Raw genomic sequence first — 23,318 nt, 5'->3', positions numbered from 1 at the left:
CGGGAACAAGTGTTCTCAAGTGCACGTGCGTGCTGCAGGATCGAGCCGGATGGACACCATGGTGCGGGTCCTGTCGGGATTGAATCGAATGTCGATCTGGTGGCGTTCGCACAGCCGATGGACGATCGACAGCCCCAGACCGTAACCGTTGCTTGCCGCGCCTTTGGTGAAGGGCTGCAGGGCGTCCGCATCGATGCCGGCACCCGGGTTTGTGATCAGCAACCAGCCTGCTTCCACCGTAATGGATACCTCTCCCTTCAACGTGTGCGCGAAGGCATTGCCGATCAGGTTGGACAGGATGACGCGAAATGCGGTGGGCGGCAGGCAGGCCTTCGCATCGCCCGCCACGTCCAGCGCCAAGTGCACCGGGCGATCGCCTAGCAGCCCAGTCTGGTCCACGATCACCCGCTCGATCAGGGGCAGCAGGGTGACCGATTCCGCTGGCTCCTGGAGATGCTGTTCGCGGGCCAGCATCAGCAGTGCGCTGATGGTGTGTTCCAGTTGCAGCACCGATTGGCTCATGTGGCCGAGCTGCAGGAGAAGTGCGGGGTCCAGATCGGCGCGCGCCTCCATGCGCTCGCAGGCGCTGCGGATCACCGCCAGCGGCGTACGCAGTTCATGGCTGGCATCGCGGGTGAACTCGCGCTCGCGGTCCACGAATGCCTCGATGCGTACCAGCAGCCCCTGCAGCGTGCGGGCCAGTGCACCAACTTCATCGTCCGGAAGGCTTTCGGCGAACCCGGTCGGCAGATGGGAGGGACTGGCTTCGGCGACCACGTCGGACAGTCGCGACAGCGGCGCGGTCATCCGCCGCGCCAGCCACGCGCCCAGCAGCATGGCGATCAGGAGCACGCCAAGGCTGGACCAGCCCAACCATTGCAGGATTCCACCGCGCATTGGCCGCACCACCAACTGCTGGCTGACCTCGGCCACCAGCCACGCATCGCCAGGTTCGAGCCGCCGCAGATGGTAGTGGCGTCCCTGATCGCCAGCAAACTCCCGTCGCCAAGGCTCTTCCGCCAGCCTGGCTGCCAGCCCGTCGGGCAGGCTTGCCGCCGTCTCATGCACCGCCATGCCCGGTAATGCCGGCCGCGCCCATCCAGCCTGCGTTGCATGATGATGCAGCTGCGCCTTGGCTTCCTGCTCCAGCAGCCCGTTGAACATCTGGTCCTCGACCAGATAGACGAACAGCACCACGTAGAAGCCGTACAGCACCGCCACCAGCAGCGCGAAACCGGAGAAGGCCAGCATCAGGCGGCGGCGCAGGCGATGACGCGGACGAGGTGCGGCGCTCACGTGTCTGCCTCCAGACGGAAGCCCACGCCATGCACGGTCTTCAGCAGGGGCACCGGGAACGGCTTGTCGAGCACCTGCCGCAGGGTGTACAGGTGCGTACGCAGTGGATCGGATTCGGGCGGGCTGGCACCCCACAACCGCTCCACCAGCTCGCTTCGGGTCAGCGTTCGCGGCCACGCTTCGGCCAGGAGCAGCAGGAGCTGCAGGGCGGTGTGGTGGAGCACCAGTGTCTGCCCATGTCGCTGCACCACGTTGCTGCGCCGATCAATGCTGAGGCTGCCAACATTCAGTAGATGCGGGGTGCCTGCGCGGTGGCGCTGGGACAGGGCCACGCAACGCGCCACCAGTTCGGCACCGGCGAACGGCTTGACCAGGTAGTCATCGGCACCGCTGCGGAACCCGGCCAGCTTGTCCTCCAACGCATCACGGGCGGTCAGCATCAACACCGGCACGTGCCGGTCGCTGCGCGCGCGCAATTGCTCGCACACGCGCATGCCGTCCAGGCCGGGAAGCCCCAGGTCCAGCACCAGCACATCGGGCGGCTCGGCCAAGGCCTCCTGCAGCCCGGAGAGGCCGTCGGCGGCGAAGCGGCTGTCGATGCCATGGCCGGCGAACAGCAGTTCGAGGTTGGCGCGCATCACCGGGTTGTCCTCGATCACCAGTACGCGCAGGGCAGGGCAGGGTGTCATCTCAGCTGTCGATCCGTTTCAGCAGGTCACCAGCCTGTTGCATGCCGGGCGAGGCGTCCAGTACCTCCAGCACCAGTGCCCGTGCCCGGCTGCGGTCGCCCAGCCGCAGGTGCGCCTCGGCGATGCCCAGTTTCAACTGCGGCTCGGCCATGTAGGGCATGGCCAGCTCCATGGTCTGCAGCGCGGGGCGCAGCGCCGCAAGGTTCGTATCCGCGGCCTTTGCCTGGTAGAAGCCCAGCATGCCGATCAGTTCCACGTGATAGGACGCGGGATCCTGCTTCAGCGTGCTGGCCGCGCCCGCGGCATCACCGCCGCGCAGGCGCTCGACCAGCGCCATGGAGCGCTCGTCGCGTCCGGGCGTGCGCGCCACCGGGGTCCGCCCCAGGCCGCGTACGATTGCCTCGGCCACGCCAACGGTGGAGTAGGGGTTCTGGCCAGTGACCAGGCGCCCATCCACCACCACGTGCGGCATCATCAGCGGCGCTTCGCTCCACTCGCCGCCGCGCTCGCGCAGGGCGTCCTCAAGCAGCCACGGGAATTCCTTCGCCCACTTCTTGCCGAACAGGGCTTCTTCCTCATTGCTGAAGCCGGTCAGCTGCCGGCCTGCAACCAGCGCGCTGCCGTCGGCAAGCCGCACCTCGGCCAGCGCGGCAGGCCCGTGGCACACCGCCGCAACCACCGCGCCATTGGCCCATGCCGCGCCGATCAGCTGCTGCAGTGGCTGCGAGCGGGGCAGGTCGAACATGGCGCCTTTGCCGCCCACCACATAGACCGCGCGGTAATCGCTGGCACGCAGCGCGGCAATGGGCCGGGTGGCGGCAAGCTGCGCCATGGCAGCGCCATCGGCCAGCAGCTGTGCGTTGAACGGTTCGTCGGGGTTGTACTTGTCGGGCTCGACCGGGCCACCCTGGGGGCTGGCCACCTCGACCGCCAGCCCGTTGGCCTGGAAGATCAGCCAGGCCTGCGAGAGCTCGTCGAATTCATACCCGGGCCGCGTCTTGCCGGCATTGCGTCCCTCGCCGCTGAGGACGATCAGGACCGTGTCGGCCGCCTGTGCGGCGGGCGGGAACAGCAGGGCAGCGCCCAGCAACAGGGCAGGAAGGAAGCGGTGCATGGCAACTCCAGATCGGATGGTGATCCGGAGCATGCACCGCGCCCTTCAAGCAGACTTCAAGTCACGGTTGTCGCGTCAGTTGGCGCCGTCGCCATGCCGCACGGCGAAGATGATCTCCTTGCGGTGCATCTCCGCCAGCTCCGAGCGGGCCACCACGATCTCGTCGTCCATATCCCACACGACCTCCTTGAGGTCGCCACGCAGTTCGCGCTTGGCCGACATCTCGTCATCCCAGGCGCTGCTGTCGGTCACCACGGTGACGGTGTCCGGCGCGACCTTGATGACCTTCAGCAGGCCGTAGGCCTTTTCGCCCGGCTGCTGGAACTCGGCAAATTCCGAAAGCACCGCCGCATACAGGTCACCGACCTTCGGGTCGTTCGTCTCAGCGGCCTTGTCGCCGCCACGGGCGCAGGCGGTGAGAAGGCTCAGCGAGGTGAGCAGCAGGGCAAGGAAGGCAAGCTTCTTCATGGTCATCCATAATTAGAAGGGCAGAAAGTGGCGGCATTCTACCTCACCCGCTGTTACGAACGACCCGCTTGCGGTACTCGCGCACGTTGTCGCCCCGGATCCGCGTTTCCTGCGTGCCGGTGATGGTATCGACCTGCCGGTCCGCGCCGGTCACCGGCTTGGCCTCCACCGTGGTCTCACGCTCGAACGCATGCGACTTGTCGGTGTTGCGGTAGTACCGGTACAGGCCCCAGTACAAGGCGGTCGCGCTGGCGGGGCCCGCCAACAGCAACCAGAGTCCACTGTCATCGCTCATGAGGCAGCTACCAGGAACCAGAGGGTGATGGCTTCAACGATGGTGCCGGTGGTGAGCGCGGCCAGCAGCAGTTTCCACTGCTGTACCGGCACGCTGCCCATGGTTTCACCGGTACGGCCGTTGACCGCGATGTAATGCAGCATGCCGCCGTTGCGGCCGGGCTGGTGGTACGAATACAGCCACACCGGCAGGTACATGGACACCCAGCGCGAACCGTGCAGGTCCACGCGTTCCTGCTCCCAGCGCACGCCACGGTCGTAGCGGCGCACCGAACCTTCCACCTGCGCGCGGGCGATGGACAGCAGCTGGTCTTCCAGCCGCGGCTTCATCTTTTCCACGTCCAGGTTGCGCTTCTCCGACGAGAAGCCAAGCAGGTACGACGCGTTCCACTTAAGCGCGTTCTTGGTATCGAACGGCAGGATGGCATTGATGATGTTGTTGGTGTTGGCCTTGGTATCCAGGTTGCCGCGCTCGGCAGACGATTCCAGGGGCAGGTCATCCACGGTGAAGTCCACCGCGCGGTCCACCTGGTAGACATCGGCGTCGTAGTAGGTCTTCTTCTTGTCACCTTCGCCGCGGGTGTACTGGCGGGTCTTGATCTCACCCTTGCCGGAAACGCTCGCGCTGACATTGCTGTCCACGATCATGTAGGGCATGTACACACCCACCACGTTCTCGGGCGTGAACTGGTCCTTGAATGCTTTCAGCGCGAACAGCCGGCGCTTGTCCACGAACTGGCGGATGCGCGCCACCGCATCGTCCTTGGTGATCCGGAACGGCAGCACCGCATCCGGCACCGCGCCGTTGGCCACCTGTTCGTTGACGCCGAACACATGGCGGCACCAGTGGCAGCGTGCGGTCATGGTGGTTTCGGTGTTGATGGTCACTTCAGCGCCGCAGCCGGTGCACTTGAAGCTCATCAGGCTGGCGGTGCCGGCCTCGATGTCGCGTGCGCCGGACGCGATGATGGTGCCACGCAGCTGGTCCAGGCCTTCGCCCAGGCCGAACTCCTGCTCGACCAGCGCGCCATGCCATTCGTTACGGCAGAACTGGCAGACCAGCAGGTCGGTGCCCAGCTTGAGCCGCACATCGGTGGAGCCGCACTTGGGGCAGCGGTTCAGGCCGTCCTTGAGCTCCTCGGCACTGGTATCGAGCGCGACCGGATCGGGCGCCTCGATCTCGGCGCGGATCGGGTCGGGCAGGGTAGCCGGGTCAAGCGGGAAGCTGCCCGGCAGTGGCGGCACATCACGCGGCGAGCCGGGGCCGGTCACGCCCTCCGGCAACGGCGGTGGGCCCCCGGGCAACGGGGGCGGTGTCTTCGGGTCGGACATGGTTTCGTTCGCCCGCCTTACAGACCCAGCGCCTTGGCCTTGAGTGCGTCGTAGTCGTCCTGGGTGATCAGGCCGAGGTCCAGCATCTCCTTGGCCTTCTTCAGCTTGGCCACCGGATCGTCGGCCGCCGGCGCTGCCGGGGTGACCGGCTGCTGCAGGCCGCCCGCCCCGAACATGCCGGTTGCCATGCCCACCCCGACCAGGCCTGCCGCGCCGCCATTCTCACCGGCCGACTGGATGCCCTGGGCGACACTCGCCTGCAGGTTGGAATTGCCACGCCCACCCGACAGCGCATCGGCGCGCTGCACGGTCTTGAGCAGCTCGCGGGTGTTGGCGTCGTATTCAATGGAGACAATGGCGGTCTTGACGATGGCCAGGCCACGGTCGGACTTCCACTGGTAGCCCTGTTCAACCGCCGCCGACAGGCTCTGGGCAAAGCCCAGCGAATCCTGCTGCAGCTTGGTGATGCGGTTGCCCTTGCCGGGATCGTTGGTGTACAGGCTGAACGCCGGTGCCAGCGAACCCACCACTTCATTGAACAGCTGGCTGGCGGCCGCGTTGTCCAGGTCGGTGAAGTCGAACACCTTGCCCGGCTGCAGGTAGCTGGCCGGCACGAAGTTCTTCACGAACAGGATCGGGTCGACGATCTTGAGCGTGTACGAGCCGCGCGTGACCGCGCCCACCTGGGTGTTGAGGAAGCCGTCGTCCCAGTAGATTTCCGACTGGGTACCGAAGCGGTTGTCGGGCAGTTCCTTCAGCGAGACGAAGAACGCCGCCTGCTGGCCGCCCGGCTGGCCGCCGAACTTGAAGCGCTCCCAGCTCTGCTTGATCAGCGGGGTGACGATGCCGTCGCCGGCGAAGATGGACTGCGAATTCAGGTCATCCGAGCGCCATTCGTAGCCACCCGGTTCGGCCACGAAGCCGGTGATGGCCCCGTCCTGGAACAGCAGCAGGCCGTAGCCTTCGGGCACCACGATCTTCGAGCCGTTGGTGATGATGTTGGACGAGCCGCTGGCATTGGACCCGCGCCCGGCGTTGGTGCCCTGCGGCACGGCCGCGAACAGCGCCGCGGTGGCCGGCAGGCCCGCCGGCACGGTGTAGAAGTCTTTCCACTGGTCGGCCAGCACGCCGCCCACTGCACCCTTCACAGCCTGTACAAGACCCATGACCCGCTCCCTGTGATCCAAGGACGGGCACCGCGCCCGTCACGATGGTTCGACTATAGCAGCGGGGCGTGGGCAGGGGATGGACGTTTCCGGCAGCTGCCCCTTATGGCAGGTCGCACTTCATCTTGCCGTCCACGTAGTACGGCTTGGGTACGTTCGGATTCTCGCTGGTCTTCTCGAACACCACCTCGAAGGAAGCCGCATCCGGCGTGCCCTTGCGCTCTGTGCAGGCGTCCTGCAGCTTCTTCTTGACCGCGGCGATGCCCGCTTCGCGATTGGCGCCATCGGCGCTGTTGGTCAGGTTGGCGACTTCCGCGAAAGCGAGGGAACTCAGGCTCAGCAGGCATCCAGCGAGAACGGCAGCGTGCAGCTTCTTCATTGCGACTCCTTTGCATTGATTGATTGCTTCCCTCGATCAAGCCGAGCGGAACGATTGATGCGTCGGGCGTCGTGCCTGTAGCGCGCTGCTAGGATAAGCAAGGCAGGTTAAGGCTTCGTGGTCGGTACTGGACGGAAGGAGTGATGCAGGATGCTTATCAAGGTGATGGCGTGGTTGCTGGTGCTGGCGGCGGCATTCTTCGCGATCGTTGGAGCCGCGCCGTTCGGTGGCGGCGCGTTCTTCCCGATCATTTCGTTGCCGGCGGCTGCGTTCATGGCATGGCGGGGTCAGGTCGTGGCGCCATTGCTGGTGGTGTGCTGGGCCGTCATCGGGCTTTGGATATCGGTGTTTCCGGTGGAGGAGATTGTCGATGGGTGGGGGATGGCGGTCTGGCTGGGGGCTTGGACTGCGGCGGTGTTCGTTGGGGTTGCTCGGCGTCGGCCAGCGGATCACGACCAACGGTCGTGATCTACCGGCGGCGGTAGCGACTCAGTCCGGGCGCTCGCGGCGGCGGCGCTCGTAGAGCTTCATGTCCGCGCGGTTGATGGTGTCGGCGACGGTCTCGGAGGGGCGGCTGATGGCGCAACCGCCTGAAAAGCGGACCGGGGCCAAGTGGGCGCGTGCCTGATAGGTGGCCTCCAGTGCCTGCAGCCGCTCCATGCTGGCGCTAGGCACGAACACCAGGAACTCATCGCCGCCCAGGCGCACTACCACCTCGTTCTCTTCGAGCGGGCTGGACAGGAACGCCACGAACTCGACCAGTACTGAGTCGCCGTGGGCATGCCCCTGGGTGTCGTTGATCTCCTTGAAGTGGTCCAGGTCGAACACCAGGCAGCCCCACGCTTCGAGCTGCTGCTGTGCGAGCTCGGTCAGGTAGCGGCGGTTGAAGGAGCGGGTCAGCGGATCGCGGATCGCCATTTCCAGCAGCTGGCGCTCCTGCAGGTGCTGGGTGGTGATGTCCTGTGCGTGGCCCAGGACGTATGGCGGGTCAGCTTCGGTATCGAGCACGTTGTGATACGCCCAGTAACGGCGTGAGCCATCCTCGGCCACCAGCTCCATCAGGCCGGAGTCGCTCTGGTTTTCGGCGACGCGTTGCAGGTAGTACTGGAGCTGGTCCTGGCGTTCCAGCGGAATGATCTCTGCCAGCGAACGGCCCAACAACTCCGCTTCCGGGCGGCCCAGTGACAGCGAGGCTGCAGGGTTCACTGACGTGATTTCCCCGGACAGCGTGTGCGTGCAGATCAAGCCGAGGCTGTGCTGGAACAGCCGGCGGTAACGCGCTTCGCTCTGCGCCAGTGCATCCACGGCGGAGCGTTGTTCCGTGACGTCCTGGATGGCGCCGATCAAGCGGGCACCGGCGGCGTCTTCGACGCGCTGGCCCACGATATGCAACCAGCTGCGTTCGCCAGCGGCGGTCACCGCACGAAGCGTCAGGTCGATGGTCGAGCCGTCGTCGGCGCATCTGGCCATGGCGGATTGAAGCTGCCCGCGTCCGGGCACCGGGTAGAAGGACAGGGCGGCACCCACGTTCGGATCGAAGTCCTCTGGCACGCCATGAATCAAATGGGTCTCACGGGTCCAGGACAGCGTGTTGGTGTCCAGCGCCAACTCCCAGCCGCCTACCTTGGCCAGGGTGTTGGTCTGCTCCAGGAAGGCTTGGCTTCTCAACAGCTCCTGGTGCAGGCGTGCACGTTCGGTCATGGGTTCCTCCGCAGCATCTGCCGCCATCGTAGGCACCGGGCCGGAAGCGGTTGGTGAAGCTGTTGCGAGCGTGCATGACTGTAATGTTATAGTGTCACATTGCACGCCCGGGCCGGCATCAGGCCTCCCCTTCAGATTTGTGACGCCTGCCTCTAAATGAAACGCCTTGCCCTCGTGACAGCCGTCGCCGCCGTCGTTTTTGCCCCCGAATCCCGCGCCCAGTCGTCCGATTCCGCGCTTACCTTGGGCAAGGTCGATGTGCACCAGCACACCGAAGGCCAGCTCACCGCCCACCAGGTGCTGACCTCGGTGGACGTGCTCGGCGCCGACCAGATCGAGGACAAGAACGTCTCGCACAGCTGGGAACTGCTCGGCCAGATGCCCGGCATCCAGCTTACCGAAACCCGGCAGGGCGCCGAATCGGGCAAGGTCAGCTTCCGCGCCTTCAATGGCGAGGGCTACCTCAATGCGATCAAGACCCTGATCGACGGCGTGCCCAGCAACGTCAACAGTGGCAACCAGCGCTTCATCGACATGCTGTTTCCGCTGGAAATCAGCTTCATCGAAGTGGTGCGTGGCACCAACGACCCGCGTTACGGCCTGCACAACATTGGCGGCAACGTGAACTTCGGCACGCGCCAGGGCGGCAACTACACCGATGGCCGGTTCGGCTACGGCAGTTACAACACCCGCGACGCGCAGCTGGCCATTGGCCGCGAAAACAACGGGTTCGCGCAGAACTACTTCATCGGCACCCTGGCCTCTGATGGGTATCGTGACCATGACACCTCACGCAAGTACGCCATCGGCGGCAAGTGGTTCTACGGCAACCTGGACGACGGCATGCGCATCGGCCTCACCGCGCGCGCCTACCACCACGAAGCCGATGAGCCAGGCTTCATTACGGCTGAAGAACTACGTACCGACCGCCGTGGCTCGCAGCTGCGCAACGCCAACGATGGCGACGACCGCGACATGCGCCAGATCGGCGTGCACATGGACCTGAAGCTTGCCGACACCCTGTACCTGGGCAGCAAGCTTTACTACAACCGCTACGAAGACGACCGTCGGGTCACCTTCAGCGACCTGCCCACCGGCAATGCGCCACGCCAGCGCCGCGTGTGGGACGAAAAGCAGACCGGCATGCTCACCACGCTGACCTGGCAGCCCGGCGCTACGCTTACGCTCGAAGGCGGGGTGAACGTCGAGCACCAGGACAACGGCTACATCCGCCAGCGTTTCAGCTACGCCGAGCCCACCGACTTCAGCGCCACCCCGGCACGCGTGCAGAACAACGACCGCCATACCTTCGACAATTACGGCGCGTATGTGCAGGCGATCTACCAGCCCATCGACGCGCTGAAGATCGTGCCGGCGTACCGGGTGGACCGTTTCGATGGCGATACCCGCCTGCCGGGCGGCATCGCCGGCCCGCTGCAGCGCTACGGCACCATCGACCAGCCCAAGCTGAGCGTGGTCTATGCCTTCACCGACAACACCAACGTCTACGCCAACTGGGGCCGCACCTTCCAGGTGCTGACCGGTTCCACTGCGCCGGCTTACCTGACGCCCGGGCAGGGCGCCATGAACCCGTCCACCAATACCGGCATGGAACTGGGCATGAAGTTCAGCCCGTTTGCCGGCAGCCAGGCGCGCATCGCGGTATGGCAGCAGGACGCGGCCAACGAAGTCTCCAACATGCCCGCCACCGGTACCACCGTGACCCTCGGCAAGACCCGCCGCCGTGGCGTGGATGCGCAGATCAGCGCGCAGGTGGGCGAGAAGTGGACGGTATGGGCCTCCCACGCGTATCAGGAAGCAAAGATCGAGCGCGATGGTCGCGATGCCAGCCTGTCGCTGGAGGGCCGCGAAGTTGCCGCCACCCCACGCTATATCAGCAACATCGGCCTCGACTTCCAGGCCACCGAAGCCCTGCAGCTCGGCCTGCAGGGCAGGGCGCAGGGCGATTACTACCTGGAAGAGCGCAACGTGGCCGGCAAGTACGGTGGCTTCGCGGTGCTGGACCTCCGCGCCCGCTATGACATCACGCCCCGTTGGAGCGTGGATGTGCAGATGAAGAACGCCACGGACCGCCAGTACGCTTATGCGTGGTACGACAGCTTCTTCTGGGAGCAGCCGCAGCCGATGTTCTCACCGGCTGCGGGGCGTTCGTTCTTTGTCGCGTTGAACATGAAGCTCTGACGATTTACTCCCCCAATCGGCATGGTACGCTCCGCCAAACAGGGGAGGGAATCCATGAGCAATCCGTATCAGGTGCCGGGCACCGAACAGGTCGTGCGGGCATCACCTTGGCCGGGCAGGGCACACCTGACCATCGCCGTTCTCATTGCACTGTTCTGCGCAATGCAGTTCCTGGCCGTGTGGCTGGCGGTGCTGGAGATGGTGAAGAACGTTGGTATTGCGAATGCGCCCTTGGTGGAACTTGGCGGCAAGCTGGTGATGCCGTTCTCACTGGCGCTGGGTGGCATCTTCCTGGCGTTCGGGCGCAAGCTTTCGGCCGTGTTCTTCGCCGCCTACCTCATCCAATACCTGGTTGCGTACGGTACCAGTGGTCGCATGGACCTGGTGAGCGTTGCAGTGGTATTTGCCTTCCTGGCCTATGCCCTGTGGCGTTGGAAGACGGGCCACCTCAGTGGGTGGCCGCGTCCCCGGCGCGGGATCAGGACTGCGCACTAGCGCCCCGAAGAAGGAGAGCTCCGATCAAGACCATTCACGTCGACGAGTTGCGCGAGATCGCGAGGCGCCTGACGCAGAAGGAGCTTGAGGGATACGTGATCCCGGATGAAATACGGGATTCGCTGGCGTTGACCACGCTCTTCGAGGGCGATGATCGTGTTTTTGTGCTCTATGTTCCTGGCGAGCAAAGAGAGGATGCACGCGTGATTGCGCGGACTACTGTCAACGCCGTGACTGGCGTTGCTTCCGTGGACATCTGCGGACTCGACAGGCAGTAGCCCGCACTGATCAATGAGAAGGGCGGGCCACCTCAGCGGGTGGCCGCGTCCCCGGCGCGGGATCAGAACCGCGCAGTAGCGCCCACGAAGAAGGTGCGCGCACCACCGTCGTAGTTGTTGCCTTCGTCGATGGTGGAGACGTCGCCTGCGTTCAGCACGCCTGCGCGCAGGGTCAGGTTTTCGTTGACGTTGAACCCGGTCACCAGGTCCCACGTCGTGTAGGCCTTGGCGAACGTCGAGCTGGTGCTGGAGACCAGCTGTTCGCCGATGTGCTGCGCGCTCAGGTTCAAGGACCAGGCGTCGGTCACCTGCCAGTCCAGCGAGGTATTGGCGGTGATCTTGGGCACCACCAGCAGGTTCGCGCCGGTGGTGCGGTTCTTCGATTCCAGCATGCGGGTAGCGTTGGTGGTCCAGCTCAGGCGCTCGTGCAGGGGCACGGTGACGCTGGCTTCCACGCCGCGGGTGCGCGCCTTCTGGATGTTCTGCGCCACCGTCCACCAGAAACCATTGACGAAGCTGGAGTCGTAGCCGGCAATCTCACGCAGCGGCACCTGCTCGATCTTGTCGTCGAAGTCGGTGAGGAAGTAGGTGGCCGAGGCCGACCAGCCGCCGCGATCAAAGCCGACGCCCAGCTCGTAGTTGGTGCTGGTTTCCGGTTCCAGGTTCGGGTTGCCGGCCATGTAGCAGCCGGTGGTGCCATCGGCGCTGACCGAACGGTTGGTCCAGCCTTCCACGGTCAGGCTGCGGCAGCCGTTGCCGCCGGACTGTGTGGCCGCACCGGCGCTGCCCTGCTTCAGGTTCGGCGCACGGAAGCCCTGCGATACGCCACCGCGCACGGTCCAGTCATCGGACGGGTGCCACACCCCGTAGATGCGCGGGCTGAGGTTGTCGTCGTAGTTTTCGGTGTTGTCCCAGCGCAGGCCCAAGGTCAGCGTGAAGCGCTCATGCAGGGTGATGTGGTCTTCGGCGAACAGCGCCCACGAATCGGCCTCGTTGGTCGGGCTGATGCGGCCGCTGCCGCTCCAGGTCACCGGCACCGTGCCGATGGTGTCGGTGTTCTGCAGTTCTTCGCGCTTCCACTGGCCACCCACGTTCAAGCGGTGCTCGAAGCCCAGGTGGAAGCCGGTGGCGAAGGCGGTATCGAATACCGTCTCCTTGGAGTGGTTGCCCACCTGGCTGCCCTTGTCCTCGTAATCGTTCTGGATCAGCGTGGACTTGGAGGTGCTGGCATCGCCATAGCGGCCGTCATGGGTAACCACGTAGCCGGTGTGCACCAGCTTGGACAGGCCCCATGCGCCGACATCGCCGCCACCGCGGTTGCGCTGCACGCCATGGGTAGCTTCGAAGCCCACGGTGTGGTCGCCGTTGATCGCCCAGTTGAGCAGCGCGTTGGCGTTCTCGGCCTTCGTGCCCGGGGTCTGGCCACGGCCACGATCAGATTCGCGATCGGTCACGTTGGCGCCGATGCGCAGGCCCAGGTTTTCCGTGAGCGGGCCACTGAACAGCGCGCCCATCTGGGTGGTGTTGCCGCGCGTGGACGAATCCGGCTTGCTGTAGTTGAAGGTGACCGAGCCACCCCATTCCGGGGCGATCTTGCGGGTGATGATGTTGATCACCCCGCCCATGGCGTCGGAGCCGTACAGCGACGACATCGGGCCACGCACCACTTCGATGCGCTCGATCATGTCCGGCGACAGCCAGTTCAGATCCTGCGGACCCAGGTCATCGCGGTAGTTCACGCCGGACGAATTGCCCTGGCGGCGGCCGTCGATGAGGATCAGCGTGTACTGCTCGGGCAACCCGCGCAGGCGGATCTTCGATTGCGCACCAGACAGCGCGTAGCCACCGGTCACGCCCGGCACGGTGCTGAGCAGCTGGCCGATGCTGGTCACCGGCTTGCGCTCGATTTCCTGGCGTGTGATCACGCTGATGCTGGCGGGCGCATCCTTGATCCACTGCTGGGCACCGGTGGCGGTGACCACCACGGTGTCCATGTTTTTGGCATCGCCCGCGGCATCGGCGGCCGCATGGGCCTGGGCGGAAAGGGCGAGGGTGATGGCGGCGGCCAGAAGGGCGGCGGCGTGGGCGGAACGGGGGGAGGAAACGTGCATCGAGCAAACTCCTGAGTAAGAGGGTCCGCTGGCGATGGCTGGGACGTCCGTGTGCGTTGTTTCAGACAACTTTAACAATCGTATCACGAATCATTCGCATCAGATACATTGCGACATGAAGGCACCAGCATCCTGCCGGCGCCGTCGCGCGCCTCACCAGTCGGTGGGCGCGTAATCCTTCAGGAACTGGCCCCACACGTGCTCGCCCGTGTTGAAGCCGTGGATGATCGGGTCGACGATGCGCGCGGCGCCATCGACGATGTCCAGCGGCGGGTGGAAGCGTTCTTCCTCCACCTTGCGCGCGGCGATCTCTGCCGGATCCTCGTCGGTTACCCAGCCGGTATCCACGGAATTCATGTGGATGCCATCGTTCTGGTAATCGGCCGCCGAGGTGCGGGTCATCATGTTCAACGCGGCCTTGGCCATGTTGGTGTGCGGGTGGCGGGTGGTCTTGAAGTTGCGGTAGAACTGCCCCTCCATCGCCGACACGTTGACGATGTGCTTGTCGCGCTCGGGCGAACGCAGCATCAGCGGCTTCAGGCGCGCGTTGATGATGAACGGTGCGATGGCGTTGACCAGCTGGGTTTCCAGCAGCTCCACCGACGGCACTTCGGCCATCAGCAGGCGCCACGAATTGCGCCCACGCAGGTCCACCTGCTGCAGGTCCTGGTCCAGCCGGCCTTCGGGGAACAGGTGCTGCTGGCCCAGCAGTTCATCGGCCAGCAACGGCACCTGCGAAAGCTCGGCCGCGCGGGTCAGGCCATCGGCACCCACCAGCGCCTGCTCCTGCAGCGATGGCACGTTGGCATCCGAGCCCAGGCCCAACATTTCCGGGCTGCGCAGCCCTTCGTACTGGCCCACCAGCTTGCGGATGGTGTCCGGCAGGTCGTGCAGGGCCGCGGTTTCGCCGGCCATCATGTGCGCGTAGAACTGCGGCGGGCGGCGCACGGTCTGGCAGGCGTTGTTGATGATGAAGTCCAGGCGCGTGCGCGTGGCCAGCAGCTCGTTGCAGAACGCTTCCACGCTGGGCGTGTGGCGCAGGTCCAGGCCGTACACCTGCAGGCGGTGGCCCCATTCGGCGAAGTCCGGCTCTTCGGCGTAGCGTGCGGCCGAATCACGCGGGAAGCGCGTGGTCACGATCAGCTCGGCACCGGCGCGCAGCAGCTTCAGGCCCGCCTGGTAGCCGATCTTGACCCGGCCACCGGTGAGCAGCGCCACCCGGCCGCGCAGGTCGGCGGTTTCGGTGCGCTTGATGAAGTTCAGTTCGGCGCAGGCGGGGCACATCTGGTCATAGAAATGGTGCAGCTGGGTGAACTTCTGCTTGCACACATAGCAGTGGCGCAGCTCCGGCGAATGCACCGGTTCCGGCGTGGCTTCGGCGTTCTCACCGTTGTGCGCGTCGTGCAGGCCGGCCTTGTGCGGCGGGAAGTAGTTCGGCGTGCTGAACACCGGCTTGCGGCGCAGGGCGCGGATGCCGGTCTGTTCCAGCAGCGCTTCGGCCTTGCGCACCTTTTCGTGGTGGCGTGCCTTGGCTTGCTGCTTGAGCATCGCCCGGCGTGCCTTCGGTTCGGGGTGGTAGACCTTGGCCACCACCTGGTGGAAACGCACGCGATCGTCTTCCGGCAGCGTGTCCAGCACGGCGCGGTCGGCCTCGATCGCCTCCAGCAGGTCCAGCGCGGCGCGCAGGCGGTCGGTCAGGGGCAGCTCGTCCTGGAGCAGGGCGTCGGCGGCAGGGGAAGCGATAGCGTTCACGTTGGATCCGGAGATGACGGCAGGATGGCGGCCCGGGCGTTGCGCCCGGGCCGCAGGTTCAGCGGGCCGCTATTCTCCCCGATCCGAGGCTTTCATGCTGGCGGGGCCTGAACAGCCCCGTCATTCAGCATCCTCGCCACCCCGGGCGGCGGTCGGGTCGTGCGCGGCCTTGGCCGCCTTGGCCTCGTCCTGCAGGTGCTGGCGGACCTTTCTGGCCTGGTCAGCCGTGACCTCGCCGGCCTTGTTGCCGAAGTCCTGGCGGATGAAGGTGGCCAGCTGCGCGATTTCGGTATCCGACAGGCGCTCGGCGAACCCGGGCATGCCCAGGTTGGAGGGGCGCAGGGCGGTGGAGGGCAGCTCGCTGCCGGCCAGCAACAGGCGGATCACCGAGGTCGGGTCGTCGGCCAGCACCGTCGGGTTGCCGGCGATGGCCGGGAACACGTTGGTGTAGCCCTTGGCATCGGTGCGATGGCAGGCGGCGCAGTTGTCGACGAACAGCTCGGCACCGCGGCTGTCGTTGATGCCGGTCTGCAGCTTGCGGGCGGTGGCATCGCTGGCGGTGTAGGCCGATGGATCATGCGCACTGGCCGGCAGCTGCTTGAGGTACACAGCAATCGCCTTCAGGTCGTCGTCGGTGAGGTTCTGCGTGCTGTGCCGGACCACGTCGGCCATCGGCGTGCCCACCACTGCGCTGTGCGCGTTGCGGGCGGTACGCAGGGTGTCCACGATGTCCTGCTCGGACCAGCGGCCCAGGCCATCGGCCGCGTTGCCGCGCAGGTTCACCGCGTTCCAGCCGTCGATCACCTGGCCGCCGGACAGATAGGCAGCGCCGGATTCGTCCAGTGCCTTTTCCTGCAGCGCGAAGCCACGCGGGGTGTGGCAGCTGCCGCAGTGGCCCAGGCCCTGCACCAGGTAGGCACCGCGTGCCAGCTGCGGGTCGCTGTAGTGGCCCGGGTCGAATGCCACTGCGTCCGCGTCCGGCGCGAAGGTCTTGCGCCAGATCGCCAGCGGCCAGCGCATCGACAGCGGCCAGGTGATGTCCACGCCCCGGTTTTCCTGCTGTACCGGCGCGATATCGCCGTGCAGGAAGTACGCGTGCAGCGCCCGCACATCGTCATCGGTGATGCGCGCGTAGGAGGGATACGGCATGGCCGGGTACAGCGTGCGGCCGTCGGGGGCGATGCCGTGCCGCACCGCGCGGTCGAAGTCGTCCAGCGAATACGCGCCGATGCCGGTTTCCTTGTCCGGGGTGATGTTGGTGCTGTAGATGTTGCCCAGCGGCGAGGCCACCGGCAGCCCGCCGGCAAACGGCTTGCCGCCCGGCTTGGTATGGCAGGCGGTGCAGTCGCCGGCCGCGGCCAGGTAGCGCCCCCGCTCGATCAGCGCCGCATCGGCGGCAGGGCCGTCAGCCAGCACGCGGGTCTTGGTGGGAATGAACGCATAGGCCAGCGCTGCCAGCAGCACCACCAGCCCGACCGCCACGATCCAGAGAAGAAGCTTCTTCATGCGCGCCTCCTCAAGCCTGCACCAGTGGGCCCGGATCGGGCAGGTACTTCTCGCGGATCGCCTTGGCCGCCCAGTACGCCAGCCCGCCCACCAGGCCGGTGGGGTTGTAGCCGTTGTTCTGCGGGAAGGCGTTGGCGCCGATCACGAACACGTTCGGCACGTCCCAGCTCTGCAGGTAGCGGTTCAATGCCGAGGTCTTCGGGTCTGCGCCCATGATCGCGCCGCCGCAGGTGTGCGTGCTCTGGTACTTGGTGATGTTGTAGTGCTCGCCGTTCTTCTTGGCATCACCACTCATCGACAGCGGATTGAGCGTGCGGCTCATCTGCATGGCCTGGTCCACGAAGAACTGCGATGCCTTGATCTCGTTGGGGTGCCAATCGAAGGTCATGCGCAGCAGCGGGCGCCCGAAGGAGTCCTTGTAGTTCGGGTCCAGGCTCAGGTAGTGCTGCCGGTAGGACATGCACGCACCCTGCACCTCGTAATAGAAGTTGTGGCGGAAGTTGTCGGCAGCCGCCTTCTTCCACGCCGCGCCCCAGTTCGGCGTACCCGAAGGCACGTTGATGCCGCGCACCGGGCCGGCGCCGGGCTGGCGCGCCCAGACCAGGCCGCCACCGACGAAGCCGGCCTTGGCGTTGTCCAGCTGGTTGCCGTTGAGGTCGTCCATGGTGGTGCCGGCGCCCCCGATGCCGATGAAGCCGTTGGCCTGCACGTCCTTGTCGAAGAACAGCACCACCCGGTTGAGGTTCTGGTAGGAGTAGTTGCGCCCCACGGTGCCGGTGTTGGTCTGCGGGTCGTAGGCTTCGCCGATGCCGGAGACCAGCATCAGGTGCACGTTGTACAGCTGGAACGCACACAGCAGCACCATGTCGGCCGGCTGGTCCACTTCACGGCCCTGCGCATCCAGGTAGGTCACGCCGGTGGCCTTGGCCTTGGTGCTGTCCAGGTTCACCCGCAGCACCTGCGAATGCGTGCGCAGCTCGAATTTCGGGCGCTGGCGCAGCACGGGCAGGATGCAGGCGTTGGGGCTGGCCTTGGAGTAGTTGAGGCAGCCGTAATCGCTGCAGAAACCACACGCGTTGCACGGGCCAAGCTGGCAGCCGTACGGGTTCACATACGGGCCGGATGCGTTCGAGGCGGGAATCGGGTAGGGGTGCCAGCCCATTTCCTTGGCCGCCTTGTAGAACTGCTCGCCGCCGAGGTAGTTCGGATTCGGACCAAGCGGATACTCGCCCGAGCGCGAGCCCTCGAAGGGATTGCCGCCTTCCTGCACCACGCCGTTGATCACGCCCGCCTTGCCGGAGGTGCCGCACACCAGCTCGAACATGTTCAGGTGCGGCTCGAGTTCGGCATAGGTGACCGGGAAATCCTGGATGGTCATGTCCGCCGGAATGAAGTTCTTGCCGTAGCGTTCTTCCACGTTGGTGCGCAGGATCAGGTCTTCCGGCAGCGGCCGGAAGTGCGCGCCGGACCAGTGGCTGCCCGCGCCGCCCACGCCGGTGCCCGGCTTGAACGAGCCCATCTGCCGGTAGGGCACGGCGGTATCGGCCAGCGTGTGCCGCACCGTCACCGTTTCCTGGTTCAAGCTCTGCAGGTACTTGCGGTGCACCGAGCCTTCCAGCTCGTCCACCACCTTCGGGTAGGCGAAATCGGGCTGGGTATCGCGGTCGCCGCCGCGTTCCAGCGCCACCACGTGCAGGCCGGCATCGGTGAGTTCCTTGGCCAGGATCGCCCCGGTCCAGCCCATGCCGACGATGACCGCATCCACTTTCGGTTTCGTGATGGCCAAGCCTCAGCCCCTCCGCCCGGCCAGATCCACCGGCGGCAGGGGATAGGCCTTGTTGCGGACGCCGATCCAGTCTATGTAGTCCGCGCGCATGCCCGGGTAGCCAATCATCTTCCAAGCCGCCATGTCTTTGTTCGCGCCGTACTTGGGATCGGCGAAGTAGCCGTTCTTTACTTCGCCCAGCAGGTTGGAGAAGAACAGCTTGCTGGAGATCGCCTCCAGCTCCAGCTTGCCGCCCTCGGCCGCCTTGAGCAGGGTTTCCTGCTGTTCGTGGTTCAACTGGGCGAAGGTCTTGCCATCGAACTGGCTGCGGCAGTGCGCATCGAACGCATCGATGCCCACCTTCAGGATGTCACGCAGGGCCAGCTTGCCCTGGTAGCCGAACTCGCTGGGTGCTTCCAGGAAGGGGCCCTGCATGTACCAGATGGCGCCAGCCGCGTAGGGGGTCTGCATGTGGCGGTCGAGGAACTCGGGCACGCCCGATTCCACCGCGCCGGGGCCGGTTTCGTCGGAGGGGATCAAGCGGTCGCAGGCGGCCGTGATGAACGCCCATTCGGCCGCGTTGAAGAATTCGGGGGTGTAGTCCTTGGCGGTCGCAGTAGCCGGGGTGCCGCTCTCGGTGGGGGTGCCGGGGGCGCAGCCGGGCAGGGCGGCGGCTACGGGAAGCAGGGTAAGGCCCTGGAAGAAGCGGCGACGGGTCAGCGTCGGCCGGTTCTGGTCGGCATCATCTTTCATTGTGTGGCTACCTGGCGGGTGGCTGTGGCTGAGCATGGCGCGGGTCCTGTCGCGGCAGCGTGCTCGCCGAATGCGGCCGGCCCTTCCGCGGCTGGCATGAATGCGACCATTGTGTGGATGTGCGACTGTTTCCGTAATGGCAATATGGGAAAGGAACTCTTGCCAAACTGGAAACATCGGCGTGATCGACGACCTCAACGAGCTGCGCACCTTCGACCGCATCGTGCATGGCGGCAGCCTGTCCGCCGCCGCCCGCGACCTGGGCATTTCGCTCGCCGTCGTCAGCAAGCGGCTCACCGCGCTGGAGCGGCGCGTGCAGGTGCGGCTGTTGAACCGCAGCACGCGGCGCGCCTCGCTCACCGATGAGGGCAACCTGTTCCACCTGCACTGCCGCCGCGTGCTGGATGCGGTGGAAGCGGCCGAGGCGGCGCTGGAGCAGCGCCAGGATGTGGTGGCCGGCGTGCTCAAGCTCACCGCGCCCAACGGATTCGGGCGCCGTCATGTGGTGCCGGCGGTGCGCAGCTTCCAGCAGGCGCATCCCGGGGTGCGGGTGCACCTGTCACTGCGCGATGAGCTGGTCGACCTGGTCGGCGAAGGCGTGGAGCTGGCGCTGCGCTATGGCGCGCTGGACGATTCACGGCTGGTGGCGCGCGAGTTGGCGCCGAATCGCCGCATTTTGTGTGCATCCCCCGAGTACCTGCGCCGGCGCGGCACGCCGCTGAGCATCGACGACCTGCACGGCCACGATCTGATCGCCTCGGGCAGCCCGCCGGTGTCGCAATGGGTGTTCGCGCAGCCGGGCGGCACCATCGCGTTCCCGCTGGACGCCAGCACCCTCTGCGACGATGGCGAGGCGGCACAGATCCTGGCGGTGCAGGGCGCCGGCATCGCCCGCAAGTCGATCTGGGACGTGGCGGACGACCTGGACGCCGGCCGCTTGAAGGAAGTACTGCCCAACTGCGCGCTGGCGACCTCGCCGCTGAGTGCGGTGTACGCACCCGGAAAGCAGGTCGCGCCGCGCGTACGCGCGTTTCTTGGCCACATGGTGCAGCAGCTGCAGCAGTCGGCCGGCTGGCGGCATGCCAACCGGCCTGCCGCAGCCATCGCCATGACCGGAACCTAGTCCGCCTTGCGCTCCACCGGCGTCAGCGTCGGTTTCTTCCAGCTGCGGTCCAGCACCGCCTGGCCCGGGCTGTAGTTGCGCAGGATCAGGTAGAACGGGCCTGCCGGTGCCGGCAGCCAGTTCGATTCCTTGTCCTTGCCGGGTGACGCCGGCTGGATATACAGGGTCAGCCCGCCATCGGCATCGCGCTTGAGCTTGGGCAACATGGCCGAGTTGATCAGGTAGCGATCCAGCGGGTTGTCCACCAGCAGCTTGCTCTTGCCGTCGTACAGGGTGACCGACCAGAACGCGTTGGTTGGCGGCAGCTGGTCCTTGGCGAAGTGCAGCACGTAGTCGTGCTGGCTGCCGTCGGCGGGCTTGCCCGCGGCATCGACAAAGTAGCTCTGGTAATCGGCCTCTGAAGCGGAGTTGCCGTAGATGCCCAGCTTGGCCCCGGCGAAGCGGTACAGATAGTTGTCCTTCAACGCCGCGCGGGTGCCGAACATGTCCGCACTGGAGACCTTCTCGGTGTTTATTTCAGTGGCGACGAACTGCTCCAGCGCCTGGTTGGCGTCGGCGATGCCTGCGGTCATCGCTTCACGGTCTGCCGGCGCGAGCGCTGCCGGATCGAAGGGTTTGCCCGCTTCAATGCCGATTCCCGCGAACCGCTGGCGAAGCGCAGCTTCGCTGTCCACGGTGGGCGCGAACTGCAGCAGGAAGTTGAGGTAGGAGAAGAAGCCCAGGCCATTGGCCTGCTCCGGGTCATACGGCGGGAAGGTGATCGCTGGTGCGGGCGGCGGTGGCGGCGTGCCCAGGAACGCGCTCAGCGGCTGCACCTTGTACTGCGCCTGCAGGCGCTTGACGTTGTCCAGGTCCGAAGGCGAAATCAACTGGGTGCGGAACAGGCCATAGGCCAGCTGGGTTTCGGCGCGGAACACCTGGCTTACGCCCTTGGGCGTTTCGCCCTTCCAGTCCGGCCCGGCGACCATGAACACGCTGGCCTTGCCGTCGGTCGCGGCGCGGTTGATGTAGGCGAAGTTGTAGGTGTACAGGTCGATAAGCTGCACGGAGAAGTAGCGCTTGGCATCGATCGGCGGCACGCTGATCACCACCGGCTCGGCGCGCAGGTCCATCCACAGGAACGAGTACGGCGTGTCCGAGTTGGGCGTGATGATCGAGGTGTCCTTCGGGGTGGCCACCTGGGCGACGTTGCCGATCTAGTTGAAGCCGGCGTGGAAGTTCGCACCTTTGGCATCCACGGCCTGCTGGTACATGGATTTGTAGCCTTCCACGATCGGATAGCCCCAGATGTAGGCGTCCTTGGCGGTGGCGCGCAGCTCGCTGGTGCGGGTGGCATCAGCGGCCGCTGGGGCAGTGGGCTGCGCCGCCGTGGCAGGATCAGGCGTGGGCGCGGCACTGTCGGGTTCGCGCTTGCCGCAGGCGGCCAGCGCGCACACGCTGATCAACAGGGCGCCCAGCCGGAGACCGGCAAAGAACGGTGATCGAGCCTGGTTACGGGGCATGGCCATGTCATTCGCCTCCTGCAGCACGGGATGGGGAGAGCATGACGGTGCGCTCATCCGCACTCCACCGAAATAGGTGCAGGCAGGCTGGGTAAAACTACTTAGCCCGGCTCAGACCCGGGCCAGGCTGGCGATGGCAAGAATGACGGTCGCGGTGGTGACCACGGTGAAGTACAGCCATCCCAGCGCGATGAACTTGAGCGTGGTCACCAGCCGGGATTGTGCGTACACCCGCCGTTGCATCAGCCAGAGATACAGCGGCATCCACAGCAGCAGCGCCGTGATCAGCAGGCCTATGACGACCCCCGCGCCAGGCACGGTGGCCATCTGCCCGCCCAGCATCGACAGCAGCAGGATGCCGAGCAGCGCAACGCACAGGAACGCGTGGCTGTACAACGCCACTACCAGGTGCTCCAGGTAGAGCCTTCCACTGCCCAGGTAGAACACCTTCAGCAGCACGGCGAACAACGGCACCAGCACGAACAGCGCCGAAGGCACCGAGCCGAAGAACGCGTTGACCAGCAGCTGCGGCCGTTCGCTGATGCGGGGCAGGTTCTTGCGGATGATCTCGGTCTGGCCGGTCAGCCAGCGGTTGACGAACCCGGGCAGGAAACTGATATCGACCGGGTCTGACTTCTGTGTCGCCATGTCCTGCACCGTGAACGGCTTTGCAGCGGGGGGCTTGTGGGCCGACGCGACCGGCGGATGCTCCTTCAGTTCGCGCTCGCGCTTGGCGGCCTGCCTGTCCACCTTGGCAATGGCGCTGTCGATCGGCGCACGAAGGGACTCGGGCATTGCCTCGCGCGATTGCTGCAACGGTGCAAGCAGCGCACGGCGGACCTGCTGCACCTCGTCGTTGGTGGTGGCATCACGGAACGCACCCGGCACTTCGGGCGGGCGGGGTGTCTGGCTCACCAGGGCACCCGCATCCACGTGCACCGCCAACCGCGCCACGAAGAAGGTCAGCACGCTGAGGATCACGAACAGCCGGATCGGCGGGATATAGCGGGTGCGGTGCCCGGCAAGGTAGGCGGCCGCCAGCCGGCCGGGCAGCAGCAGCTGATGCAGGGTGCGGAAGATGCGCCCATCCAGGTGCCAGAACGATTCGAACACCTCTTCCACCGCGTGCCCGAAACTGCGCACCGGGCTGTGCGCGGACTGGCCGCATTCATGGCAGAAATCGCCCTGCAGGGGGGTGCTGCAGTTCTCGCAGGCGGCGGGGTGGGCAAGGGCAGAGTGCATCTGTGCGCGGAGCCGGGCAGGAAAGGCGCCTACGATAGTGGGGGCGGGGTGCCGGTGCCAGTGCCAGCATGCATCAATCACTGGACGGGGGTCGGTAGAAGTACCGAAGCAGATCCGGGGGCCATCGGCCATCCTCGAACGCACCCCCGC

General features: G+C 65.9%; 22 protein-coding genes. 5 read left to right on the top strand and 17 right to left on the bottom strand.

Annotation, left to right across the window (positions count from 1 at the left end; all coding sequences use genetic code 11):
* Positions 1-15: 15 nt before the first annotated feature.
* From NMB40_RS09285 to NMB40_RS09250, 8 genes are all read right to left on the bottom strand, one after another.
* Complete coding sequence (locus NMB40_RS09285; protein ID WP_494360803.1) at positions 16-1,296, bottom strand: sensor histidine kinase; 1,281 nt, start codon at positions 1,294-1,296, stop codon at positions 16-18.
* The gene (locus NMB40_RS09280; RefSeq protein WP_494361062.1) at positions 1,293-1,967 is read right to left on the bottom strand and encodes a response regulator transcription factor; all 675 of its coding nucleotides are present in this window, start codon (positions 1,965-1,967) and stop codon (positions 1,293-1,295) included. The genes NMB40_RS09285 and NMB40_RS09280 overlap by 4 nt, the downstream gene beginning before the upstream one ends.
* Positions 1,968-1,986: 19 nt before the next feature.
* Positions 1,987-3,099 (bottom strand): type 1 glutamine amidotransferase domain-containing protein, encoded by a 1,113-nt coding sequence (locus NMB40_RS09275; protein WP_494360802.1) that lies wholly within the window; start codon positions 3,097-3,099, stop codon positions 1,987-1,989.
* Between the two features lie 75 nt (positions 3,100-3,174).
* A complete protein-coding gene (locus tag NMB40_RS09270; protein ID WP_448142817.1) occupies positions 3,175-3,567 on the bottom strand; it encodes a hypothetical protein in 393 nt (130 codons plus the stop codon).
* A gap of 43 nt (positions 3,568-3,610) precedes the next feature.
* Positions 3,611-3,862: a hypothetical protein gene (locus NMB40_RS09265; protein ID WP_448142816.1), complete on the bottom strand. Its 252-nt coding sequence runs from the start codon at positions 3,860-3,862 to the stop codon at positions 3,611-3,613.
* Positions 3,859-5,193, bottom strand: coding sequence for a TFIIB-type zinc ribbon-containing protein (locus NMB40_RS09260; protein WP_494360801.1), 1,335 nt, complete (start codon positions 5,191-5,193; stop codon positions 3,859-3,861). The genes NMB40_RS09265 and NMB40_RS09260 overlap by 4 nt, the downstream gene beginning before the upstream one ends.
* A gap of 17 nt (positions 5,194-5,210) precedes the next feature.
* Positions 5,211-6,359, bottom strand: coding sequence for an SPFH domain-containing protein (locus tag NMB40_RS09255; protein ID WP_494360800.1), 1,149 nt, complete (start codon positions 6,357-6,359; stop codon positions 5,211-5,213).
* 103 nt (positions 6,360-6,462) lie between these two features.
* Positions 6,463-6,738, bottom strand: a complete 276-nt coding sequence (locus NMB40_RS09250; RefSeq protein WP_494360799.1) for a hypothetical protein — start codon at positions 6,736-6,738, stop codon at positions 6,463-6,465.
* 150 nt (positions 6,739-6,888) lie between these two features.
* Here NMB40_RS09250 and NMB40_RS09245 point away from each other — a divergent pair, with 150 nt between their 5' ends.
* On the top strand, positions 6,889-7,206 hold the full coding sequence (locus NMB40_RS09245; RefSeq protein WP_494360798.1) for a hypothetical protein: 318 nt from the start codon (positions 6,889-6,891) through the stop codon (positions 7,204-7,206).
* A 21-nt stretch (positions 7,207-7,227) separates the two neighbouring features.
* On the opposite strand, the gene NMB40_RS09240 is transcribed toward NMB40_RS09245, so the two are convergent.
* Positions 7,228-8,439 (bottom strand): GGDEF domain-containing protein, encoded by a 1,212-nt coding sequence (locus tag NMB40_RS09240; RefSeq protein ID WP_494360797.1) that lies wholly within the window; start codon positions 8,437-8,439, stop codon positions 7,228-7,230.
* A 156-nt stretch (positions 8,440-8,595) separates the two neighbouring features.
* Here NMB40_RS09240 and NMB40_RS09235 point away from each other — a divergent pair, with 156 nt between their 5' ends.
* The 3 genes from NMB40_RS09235 to NMB40_RS09225 are packed head-to-tail and all read left to right on the top strand — an operon-like array spanning position 8,596 to position 11,414.
* Positions 8,596-10,641: a TonB-dependent receptor gene (locus NMB40_RS09235; RefSeq protein ID WP_494360796.1), complete on the top strand. Its 2,046-nt coding sequence runs from the start codon at positions 8,596-8,598 to the stop codon at positions 10,639-10,641.
* Between the two features lie 54 nt (positions 10,642-10,695).
* Positions 10,696-11,136 carry a hypothetical protein gene (locus NMB40_RS09230; protein ID WP_494360795.1) on the top strand — a complete coding sequence of 147 codons (441 nt, stop codon included), beginning with the start codon at positions 10,696-10,698 and terminating at the stop codon, positions 11,134-11,136.
* Between the two features lie 47 nt (positions 11,137-11,183).
* Complete coding sequence (locus NMB40_RS09225) at positions 11,184-11,414, top strand: hypothetical protein (RefSeq protein WP_494360794.1); 231 nt, start codon at positions 11,184-11,186, stop codon at positions 11,412-11,414.
* A gap of 62 nt (positions 11,415-11,476) precedes the next feature.
* Here NMB40_RS09225 and NMB40_RS09220 read toward each other — a convergent pair whose 3' ends face one another.
* The 5 genes from NMB40_RS09220 to NMB40_RS09200 form a co-directional block, all read right to left on the bottom strand.
* Positions 11,477-13,525, bottom strand: coding sequence for a TonB-dependent receptor domain-containing protein (locus tag NMB40_RS09220; protein ID WP_494360793.1), 2,049 nt, complete (start codon positions 13,523-13,525; stop codon positions 11,477-11,479).
* Positions 13,526-13,678: 153 nt separating this feature from the next.
* A complete protein-coding gene (locus tag NMB40_RS09215) occupies positions 13,679-15,244 on the bottom strand; it encodes an SDR family NAD(P)-dependent oxidoreductase (RefSeq protein ID WP_494361061.1) in 1,566 nt (521 codons plus the stop codon).
* Between the two features lie 153 nt (positions 15,245-15,397).
* Positions 15,398-16,783 carry a cytochrome c gene (locus NMB40_RS09210; protein WP_494360792.1) on the bottom strand — a complete coding sequence of 462 codons (1,386 nt, stop codon included), beginning with the start codon at positions 16,781-16,783 and terminating at the stop codon, positions 15,398-15,400.
* Positions 16,784-16,793: 10 nt separating this feature from the next.
* On the bottom strand, positions 16,794-18,569 hold the full coding sequence (locus NMB40_RS09205) for a GMC family oxidoreductase (protein WP_494360791.1): 1,776 nt from the start codon (positions 18,567-18,569) through the stop codon (positions 16,794-16,796).
* A 3-nt stretch (positions 18,570-18,572) separates the two neighbouring features.
* Positions 18,573-19,301 carry a gluconate 2-dehydrogenase subunit 3 family protein gene (locus NMB40_RS09200; protein ID WP_494360790.1) on the bottom strand — a complete coding sequence of 243 codons (729 nt, stop codon included), beginning with the start codon at positions 19,299-19,301 and terminating at the stop codon, positions 18,573-18,575.
* Between the two features lie 181 nt (positions 19,302-19,482).
* On the opposite strand from NMB40_RS09200, the gene NMB40_RS09195 reads away from it, so the two are divergent.
* Positions 19,483-20,424 (top strand): LysR family transcriptional regulator, encoded by a 942-nt coding sequence (locus tag NMB40_RS09195; RefSeq protein WP_494360789.1) that lies wholly within the window; start codon positions 19,483-19,485, stop codon positions 20,422-20,424.
* On the opposite strand, the gene NMB40_RS09190 is transcribed toward NMB40_RS09195, so the two are convergent.
* The 3 genes from NMB40_RS09190 to NMB40_RS09180 all read right to left on the bottom strand — a co-directional run bounded on the left by NMB40_RS09190 (position 20,421) and on the right by NMB40_RS09180 (position 23,168).
* Entirely contained in the window at positions 20,421-21,602 is a 1,182-nt protein-coding gene (locus NMB40_RS09190; RefSeq protein ID WP_494360788.1) for a DUF1254 domain-containing protein, read from the bottom strand. The genes NMB40_RS09195 and NMB40_RS09190 overlap by 4 nt on opposite strands.
* 18 nt (positions 21,603-21,620) lie before the next feature.
* Positions 21,621-21,932 (bottom strand): hypothetical protein, encoded by a 312-nt coding sequence (locus NMB40_RS09185; protein ID WP_494360787.1) that lies wholly within the window; start codon positions 21,930-21,932, stop codon positions 21,621-21,623.
* Between the two features lie 105 nt (positions 21,933-22,037).
* A complete protein-coding gene (locus NMB40_RS09180; RefSeq protein ID WP_494360786.1) occupies positions 22,038-23,168 on the bottom strand; it encodes a DUF3667 domain-containing protein in 1,131 nt (376 codons plus the stop codon).
* Positions 23,169-23,318: the final 150 nt, after the last annotated feature.

It is taken from the genome of Stenotrophomonas sp. FBCC-B152, from assembly GCF_059134105.1.
This window is presented reverse-complemented; position numbering and strand designations above follow the sequence as displayed.

Excerpts from the sequence above, each read along its gene's own strand:
- NMB40_RS09275 (WP_494360802.1), bottom strand. The coding sequence starts at position 3,099 with ATGCACCGCTTCCTTCCTGCCCTGTTGCTGGGCGCTGCCCTGCTGTTC.
- NMB40_RS09270 (WP_448142817.1), bottom strand. The coding sequence starts at position 3,567 with ATGAAGAAGCTTGCCTTCCTTGCCCTGCTGCTCACCTCGCTGAGCCTT.
- NMB40_RS09265 (WP_448142816.1), bottom strand. The coding sequence starts at position 3,862 with ATGAGCGATGACAGTGGACTCTGGTTGCTGTTGGCGGGCCCCGCCAGC.
- NMB40_RS09260 (WP_494360801.1), bottom strand. The coding sequence starts at position 5,193 with ATGTCCGACCCGAAGACACCGCCCCCGTTGCCCGGGGGCCCACCGCCG.
- NMB40_RS09255 (WP_494360800.1), bottom strand. The coding sequence starts at position 6,359 with ATGGGTCTTGTACAGGCTGTGAAGGGTGCAGTGGGCGGCGTGCTGGCC.
- NMB40_RS09250 (WP_494360799.1), bottom strand. The coding sequence starts at position 6,738 with ATGAAGAAGCTGCACGCTGCCGTTCTCGCTGGATGCCTGCTGAGCCTG.
- NMB40_RS09245 (WP_494360798.1), top strand. The coding sequence starts at position 6,889 with ATGCTTATCAAGGTGATGGCGTGGTTGCTGGTGCTGGCGGCGGCATTC.
- NMB40_RS09240 (WP_494360797.1), bottom strand. The coding sequence starts at position 8,439 with ATGACCGAACGTGCACGCCTGCACCAGGAGCTGTTGAGAAGCCAAGCC.
- NMB40_RS09235 (WP_494360796.1), top strand. The coding sequence starts at position 8,596 with ATGAAACGCCTTGCCCTCGTGACAGCCGTCGCCGCCGTCGTTTTTGCC.
- NMB40_RS09230 (WP_494360795.1), top strand. The coding sequence starts at position 10,696 with ATGAGCAATCCGTATCAGGTGCCGGGCACCGAACAGGTCGTGCGGGCA.
- NMB40_RS09220 (WP_494360793.1), bottom strand. The coding sequence starts at position 13,525 with ATGCACGTTTCCTCCCCCCGTTCCGCCCACGCCGCCGCCCTTCTGGCC.
- NMB40_RS09210 (WP_494360792.1), bottom strand. The coding sequence starts at position 16,783 with ATGAAGAAGCTTCTTCTCTGGATCGTGGCGGTCGGGCTGGTGGTGCTG.
- NMB40_RS09200 (WP_494360790.1), bottom strand. The coding sequence starts at position 19,301 with ATGAAAGATGATGCCGACCAGAACCGGCCGACGCTGACCCGTCGCCGC.
- NMB40_RS09185 (WP_494360787.1), bottom strand. The coding sequence starts at position 21,932 with ATGGCCATGCCCCGTAACCAGGCTCGATCACCGTTCTTTGCCGGTCTC.
- NMB40_RS09180 (WP_494360786.1), bottom strand. The coding sequence starts at position 23,168 with ATGCACTCTGCCCTTGCCCACCCCGCCGCCTGCGAGAACTGCAGCACC.